Consider the following 7,040-nt stretch of genomic DNA (forward strand, 5'->3'; position numbering starts at 1 on the left):
TGCGCGTTGTGCCGCGCCGCCGGCGTCCCGGCCCGGACCGTCACCGCGGTGTGGCTCACCGGCGGCGGCCACCAGTGGGCGGAGGTGCTGCTGCCGCCGTACGGCTGGGTCCCGGCGGACACTTCCGTCGCGGCGATGTTCATCCCGGGCGGCACCATCCCCGCCAGCGAGAAGGAAATCCAGGCCTTTATGGATTCGCGGGGTATCCCGGCGGCCGACCCGGATTGGCTGTTCGGCAACCTCTACCCCACGCGGCTCATCGTATCGGTGGGCAATAACCACCAGTGCAAATATCCCGAGCTGGGCGTCGGGAAGGTCTTCCGCTATTTGCAACCGGGCATTATCCAAGCGGTGCCCCCGAGCTACGAGTACGTCGACGTGTCGGACAAGGCGGCCTGCGCCGGCTTCTACGCCTTCGGCGAGGGGCGCGACGACCTGGCCGCGGCCCGGGAGAGAGCGTCGGCCGACCTCGGCTGCGCGTACGCTATAGCGGGCGAATACGCCAAGGCCGAGGGGGTGCTCCGCCCCGTGACCGAAGCGGCCCCCGGCGCCCAGGAACCCTGGCTCTTCCTAGGGCAGGCTTACCTGGAACGGGGCAAGGTCGACGACGCGATCGACGCGTTCTACAAAGCCCTCGACGGCCAAGCCGGCTCCGCCAAGCCGGTAATGGATGCCCAGTGCCATAACTACCTCGGCGCCTGCTACCAGAAGAAGGGCGGCCTCGCCGCGGCGCGGGACGAGTTCCTGTGGGTCATGGAAAGCGGCATAGACTACGAGGGCTCGCTCGCGTTCGCCGAGACCCATCTGGACGAGGTCATGCTGGCGCTCGAGTAGGGGCAGCTTTCCCTAAGCGCGACGACAAGGCCGGTCGCGAGGCCGGCCTTTCCTACGAAGCCGCGGAGGCCGTTCTACCTCGGGGGCCGTCATATAAATAAATTGACAGCCCGGGGTGGTATGTTATTATTAATAAATAAGTCAGCCCCGGTTAAGTTTTAAAGAAGAAATACCCAACGCCCAGGAGGAGAAGATGCGAAGAATTCATTCCGTCGCAGCATTCATCATACTTACGTTGCTCGGCGCCGCGGCCGTCGTCCAAGCCGAAGAGGCGGCGATGACGCCCGGGCGCTATTGGTACTTCGTGGACAACGTAAAGATCACGGGCGACGCGCCCGAGGTGCGGGTGTGGGCCGCGCTGCCCTTGAGCCACCGCGGCCAGGTGGTCGAAATAGGCGAGATCTACCCCGAACCCGAGGCCGTCGTCGTAAACCCTCTGGGCGAAATTAAAATCGTCTTCTGGCGGCAAACGGACATCGTGGACGGCGAGGACTTTTATTTTTATTACGACTTCAAGTACGTCGGCGAAGAGGTGAACGCCGACGTCGACCCGGAAAAAGTCGAACCCTACGACGAGGGCTCCGTGGAGTACCAGCGGTACATGGTGTCCGAGCCCTGGCTCGAGGTCACGGACGCCATTCGCGCCCAGGCGGGCGAAATAGTCGGCGACGAGACGAACCCGTACGTCAAGGCCAGGATGATATTCGACTGGGTCGTATACAATATACGCTACGAATTTCCGGACCCCGAAAGCCGGGGCGCGGCCAAATCCTTCGCGCGGCGAAGCGGCGACTGCAGCGAGTTCAGCGTCGTTTTTTGCGCGCTGTGCCGGGCGGAGGGAATTCCGGCGCGGACCGTCACCGCCTGTTGGCCCTGGGGCGGCGGCCACGTGTGGGCGGAGGTACTCATCCCGCCGTACGGCTGGGTACCGGCGGATACCTCCATGGCGGCGATGTTCATCCCCGGCGGCGCCATCCCGGCGACCGCGGAGAACGTCGGCGCAATCCTCGAAATTACGGGAATGCCGGTCGCCGACCCGAACTGGCTCTTCGGCAACCTCTATCCCAACCGCGTCATCGTATCGGTAGGAAACAACTTCCGGGTAAAATACCCCGAACTGGGCGTCGCGAAGGTCTTCCGGTTTATGCAACCCGGCGCCACGGGCGCGTACCCTTTCGCGGAAGAATATCTCGGCCTGTCGGATAAAACCGTCGGCGCCGGCATTTACGTCTACGGCGAGGGGTACGACGACCCCGTCCTGGCCCGGAAGGCGGCGTTGGGCGACCTCGGCTACACGTTCTTCCTGGCGGGCGAATACGCGAAGGCGGAGGAAATATTGCTCGCCACGGTCGAGGAAAACCCGGAAGCCGAGCCCCCCTGGCTCAGCCTGGGTCAAATATACCTCGAGCAGGGCAAAATCGACGACGCCCTCGCGGCCTTCTACAAAGCCCTCGACGGCAAAGGGGGACCCGCCAAGCCGGTACTGGACGCGCAGTGCCACAACTACCTGGGCGTCTGCTACCAACAAAAAGGCGACCTCGCCGCGGCGCGGGACGAGTTCCTGCGGGTCATGGCGAGCGGCATAAACTACGAGGGCTCGCTGGCCTTCGCCGAGGAGCACTTAGACGAGGTCATGCTCGCGCTGGAGTAGGCGCGGCCCTCCCCAAGCGCGATAATAAGGCCGGCCCGGGGGGTCGGCCTTATCGACCGAGCCGCGGAGGCCGTTCTACCTCGGGGGCCGTCATATAAATAAATTGACGGCCCGGGGTGGTATGTTATTATTAATAAATAAGTCAGCCCCGGTTAAGTTTTAAAGAAGAAATACCCAACGCCCAGGAGGAGAAGATGCGAAGAATTCATTCCGTCGCAGCATTCATCGTACTTACGTTGCTCGGCGCAGCGTCCATTATCCAAGCCGAAGAGGCGGCGATGACGCTCGCTCGCTATTGGTACTTCGTGGACAACGTACAAATAACGGGCGACGCGCCCGAGGTCCGGCTGTGGGTCGCGCTACCGGTCGAACACCGCGGCCAGACGGTCGTTATGGGCGAGATATACCCGGAGCCCGCCGCGGTCGTCGAAGACCCCTTCGGCAAAACCAGGATCGTCTTCTGGCGGCAAACGGACCTCAAAGACGGCGAGGGGATATATTTCTACTACGACTTCGGGTACGCCGGCGAGCTGGTGAGCGGCGAAGACATAGACCCGGAAAACATAGAGCCCTACGACGAGGCCTCGCCCGAATACCAGCGGTACATAGTATCCGAGCCGTGGGTCCAGATAACCGACGCTATCCGCGCCCAGGCGCGCGAAATAGTCGGCGACGAGGTCAACCCGTACCGCAAGGCCCACAAGATATTCGACTGGGTCGTCTACAATATCCGCTACGAGTTCCCGGATTTAGAGAGCCGGGGCGCGGCCAAAGCCTTCGCGAGACGGAGCGGCGACTGCGGCGAGTTCAGCGTCGTCTTCTGCGCGCTGTGCCGCGCGGAGGGAATTCCGGCGCGGACCGTCACCGCCATGTGGCCCTTCGGCGGCGGCCACCAGTGGGCGGAGGTGCTGCTGCCGCCCTACGGCTGGGTGCCGGCCGACACGTCGGTGGCGGCGATGTACATCCCCGGCGGCTCCGTCCCGGCGACCGAGGATAGCCTTCGTCGCTTTATGGAAATAACGGGAATCCTCGAGGAAGACCCGGAGTGGCTGTTCGGCAACCTGTACCCCAACCGCCTCATCGTATCGGTGGGCAACAATCTCGAATTCAAAGACCCGGACCTGGGCGTCGGCAAAATCTTCCGCTTTATGCAGCCGGGCGGCTTCGCGGACGCGTATCCCCCCGCGGGAGAACGCCTCGAGCTGTCGGACAAAACGGTCGGCGCCGGCGTATACGTCTTCGGCGAGCAACGGGACGACGAGGTCTTAGCCCGCGAGATGGCGTCGAGCGCGCTGGCTACGGCCTACCTCGAAGTGGGCGAGTACGAAAAGGCCGAAGAGCTTTGCCTCGTCGCGGTCGAGCAGGCGCCCGCCGCCGAGGACCCCTGGCTCACGTTGGGGCGGGCCCACCTGGGACAGGGCGAACTCGACGACGCTATCACCGCCCTTTATAAAGCCCTCGACGGCAAGGCGGGGTCCATCAAGCCCATAATGGACGCCCAGTGCCACCAATACCTGGGCGTATGCTACCAGGAGAAGGGCGACCTGGAGGCCGCGCGGGACGAGTACCTGTGGGTCATGGATAGCGGCATCGACTACGAGGGCTCGCTCGCCTTCGCCGAGGAGCATTTCGACGAGGTCATGTTGGCGCTCGAGTAGGCGCGGCGCGCCCGCACTCAAACAAGGAGAGCTCCTATGTGGATCGATTTCAGCCTTTGGCACCTCTTGTGGTTCGTCATCCTGGGCGGCTTCGTCGGCTGGCTGGCGGGGCTGGCGTTCCGCGGCCGCGGCTTCGGCTGCCTGGGCAACGTCGCGGTGGGCGTCATCGGCGCCGTGGTGGGCGGCCTCTTCTTCCGGCTGGTGGGCTGGCAGTTCGGCGGTTGGCTGGGCAGCCTATTCACGGCCTTCGTCGGCGCGGTGCTGTTCCTGGTAGTTATCGGTTTATTTAAGAAGCGGTGAAATAAAAACGTTTAACGGAAGGCGGCCTTGGCGGCCGCCTTTTTCGCTTGCCGCGCCGCCGCGGCTATTTTATTTTTATTATTAAATAAAACCCGCCAGGAGAGGAGCTCGTTATGGCACCCACCCACGGCTCGGCCGCGCTCGAGGCCCTCGCCGGCCTCCTCGTCGCCGCAGCGTTCATCCTATTCGCGTACGCGTGTATTAGAAGGGTATTAATGCTCACGGCCGGCAGGCCGGAGAACCGCTTCGACCGCCCGGGCGCGAGGTTCGTCGAATTAATAAAACTGGTCTTCGGCCAGAAGCTGGTTCTGCGCAAGCCGGCCATAGGGCTCGCCCACTTCTTCATCTTCTGGGGCTTCGTCGTCCTCGTCGTCGCCAACCTGGTCTTCATGGTGGAGAGCTTCCGGGAGGGCTTCGACGTCCCGTACGTCACCGGCGCCGCCTGGTACCACCTGGTCTTCGACGTCTTCGTCGTGCTGGTCATCCTGGCCGTCGCGGCCGCGTTCCTCCGGCGGGTGATATTCAGGCCGCCCGGGCCCACGGGCGGTTTCGGCGCCTACTTCATCCTCTTCCTCATCTTCGCGCTGATGGCGACGGACCTCGTAAACGAGGGGTACCTGCTGGCCTCGAGCGGCGCCCGCCCCTGGTACATGCCCGCCGGCTCGGCGATGGGGGAACTCTTCGCCGCCGCGGGGCTCGCGGGGCCGGCGTGGTTCGGCCTCTTCGCCGCGAGCTGGTGGGTCCACCTGCTGTCGCTGCTCGTCTTCCTGGTATACATTCCGATGTCGAAGCACCTCCACCTCCTCGCCTGCCCCTTTAATGAATTCTTCCGGAACTTAAAACCGCGCGGGATAGTGAAGGACTGCGACGTGGAGGACGACGAGGCGGACCACTTCGGCGTCGTCCGCGCCGACGAGTTCAGCTGGCGCCAGCTGCTCGACTTCTACTCGTGCGTGGAGTGCGGCCGCTGCCAGGACAACTGCCCGGCGTTCAACACCGACAAGCCGCTCTCGCCCAAGAAGGTCGTCATCGACCTCAAGCACGACTTCGCGCGCTACGGCCTGAAAATCGTGAAGCTCGCGAAAACGCCGGCCGAGAAGGAGGAAGGCGTGGGGCTGGCGGGGCCGGTGGTGAGCGACGACGAGCTGTGGGCCTGCACGACGTGCGGCGCCTGCGTCGAGCACTGCCCCATCAGCGTCGAGCACGTCGACAAGATCGTAGATTTACGGCGCGACCTGGTCCTGAACGAGGGCCGCATTCCGCACGAGCTCAACGCCGCCATGAACGGCGTCGAACGCAACAACAATCCCTACGGCCTGCCCTCCAGCGAGCGGATGAAGTGGGCCAACGGCCTGGACGTCCCCGTCTTCGGGAAGGGGGCGCGGGCCGAATACTGCTTCTGGGTGTCGTGCCTGGGCTCGTACGACGACCGCGGCCAGCGCATCGCGAAGGCCATGGTCAAGCTGCTGGGCGCCGCCGGCGTCTCGTACGCGGTACTGGGCGAGGAGGAGGGCTGCTGCGCCGAGGCGTTCCGCCGGCTGGGTCACGAGTATTTATATAAGATGAAACTGGAGGGGAACGCCGCGACCTTCGCGCAGTACGACATAAAAAAATTGATAACGACGTGCCCGCACTGCTACAATACGTTCAAGCAAGAGTACGCCGCGCTGGGCTGCGAGCTCGACGTCTATCATCATACGGAATTCCTGTTGAGTTTAATCGAGGCCGGTAAGCTGAAAGTGCGGGGCGAGGCTCGAGCCGTCGCGTACCACGACTCGTGCTACCTCGGCCGGTACAACAAAATGTACGACGCGCCGCGGGCGCTGGTGCGGGCTGCGGCCGGCGACGTCGCCGAGTTCGACAAAAAGCGCGCGTACGGCTTCTGCTGCGGCGCGGGGGGAGGCCGGATGTGGCTCGAGGAAACGCTCGGCAAGCGCATCAACGTCGCCCGGGCGGAGCAGGCCGTCGCGACCGGAGCCTCGACGGTGGCCGTCGCGTGCGCGTATTGCCTCACCATGCTCGACGACGGCCTGAAAGACCTCAACGCCGACGTGCCCGTTAAAGACGTCGCGGAGCTCTTGGCCGATCGGATATAAACCGTCCGCTTCAGCGGGCGGTACTGAGCCGCGGCGCGTTAGCCGCCCGAACGCAAACCGTCCGCTTTAGCGGACGGTACTGAGCCGCGGCACGCGTTAGCCGCCGGCTTAAGCCGGCGGCACGGGGTATATTGCCTTATGGTGGTCTTACACGTAGCCGAAGACATCGGCGCCCACGTTCAAGAACAGAAGTCGACTACCGCGGCTTTTATATTAAACTACCGCGTCGTCTTCCGGACGAAGCGCAACCGCCGCGTACTCGAAAGCGAAGTTGCCAGTGAGTGCCTTAAATTAATTCTAGACGTAGCAGAACGGCGGGGTTATAAAATCTTAGCGGCGGCGCTTATGCCGGACCACGTCCACCTCGTCGTCGCGCTAACGCCTTCCGACCGGGTGAGCGACGCGATTCGATATTTTAAAGGGACGGCGGCCAGATTTCTCAGAGAAAAATTCCCCGCTTTGCGCGAAGCAGCCTCGAGCCTTTGGAGCGAGGGATACTAC

At 63.4% G+C, this 7,040-nt stretch carries 6 protein-coding genes; all 6 read left to right on the forward strand.

Features of this window, described 5'->3' with window-relative positions:
- Positions 1 to 834: transglutaminase domain-containing protein (locus tag VMX79_01450; protein HUV85757.1), on the forward strand; the 834-nt coding region annotated here is incomplete at its 5' end.
- Between the two features lie 193 nt (positions 835 to 1,027).
- Entirely contained in the window at positions 1,028 to 2,485 is a 1,458-nt protein-coding gene (locus VMX79_01455) for a transglutaminase domain-containing protein (GenBank protein ID HUV85758.1), read from the forward strand.
- A 194-nt stretch (positions 2,486 to 2,679) separates the two neighbouring features.
- Entirely contained in the window at positions 2,680 to 4,143 is a 1,464-nt protein-coding gene (locus VMX79_01460) for a transglutaminase domain-containing protein (GenBank protein HUV85759.1), read from the forward strand.
- Between the two features lie 36 nt (positions 4,144 to 4,179).
- Positions 4,180 to 4,443: a GlsB/YeaQ/YmgE family stress response membrane protein gene (locus VMX79_01465; GenBank protein ID HUV85760.1), complete on the forward strand. Its 264-nt coding sequence runs from the start codon at positions 4,180 to 4,182 to the stop codon at positions 4,441 to 4,443.
- A 113-nt stretch (positions 4,444 to 4,556) separates the two neighbouring features.
- Positions 4,557 to 6,539 (forward strand): (Fe-S)-binding protein, encoded by a 1,983-nt coding sequence (locus tag VMX79_01470; protein ID HUV85761.1) that lies wholly within the window; start codon positions 4,557 to 4,559, stop codon positions 6,537 to 6,539.
- Positions 6,540 to 6,677: 138 nt separating this feature from the next.
- A partial coding sequence (gene tnpA / locus VMX79_01475) for an IS200/IS605 family transposase (protein HUV85762.1) occupies positions 6,678 to 7,040 on the forward strand: 363 nt, incomplete at its 3' end.

It is taken from the genome of bacterium (assembly GCA_035529855.1).
Classification (GTDB): Bacteria; RBG-13-66-14; B26-G2; order WVWN01; family WVWN01; genus WVWN01.

Bases quoted from the DNA above. Each gene is read 5' to 3' on its own strand.
- VMX79_01465 (HUV85760.1), top strand. From the start codon at position 4,180: ATGTGGATCGATTTCAGCCTTTGGCACCTCTTGTGGTTCGTCATCCTG.
- VMX79_01455 (HUV85758.1), top strand. From the start codon at position 1,028: ATGCGAAGAATTCATTCCGTCGCAGCATTCATCATACTTACGTTGCTC.
- VMX79_01460 (HUV85759.1), top strand. From the start codon at position 2,680: ATGCGAAGAATTCATTCCGTCGCAGCATTCATCGTACTTACGTTGCTC.
- VMX79_01470 (HUV85761.1), top strand. From the start codon at position 4,557: ATGGCACCCACCCACGGCTCGGCCGCGCTCGAGGCCCTCGCCGGCCTC.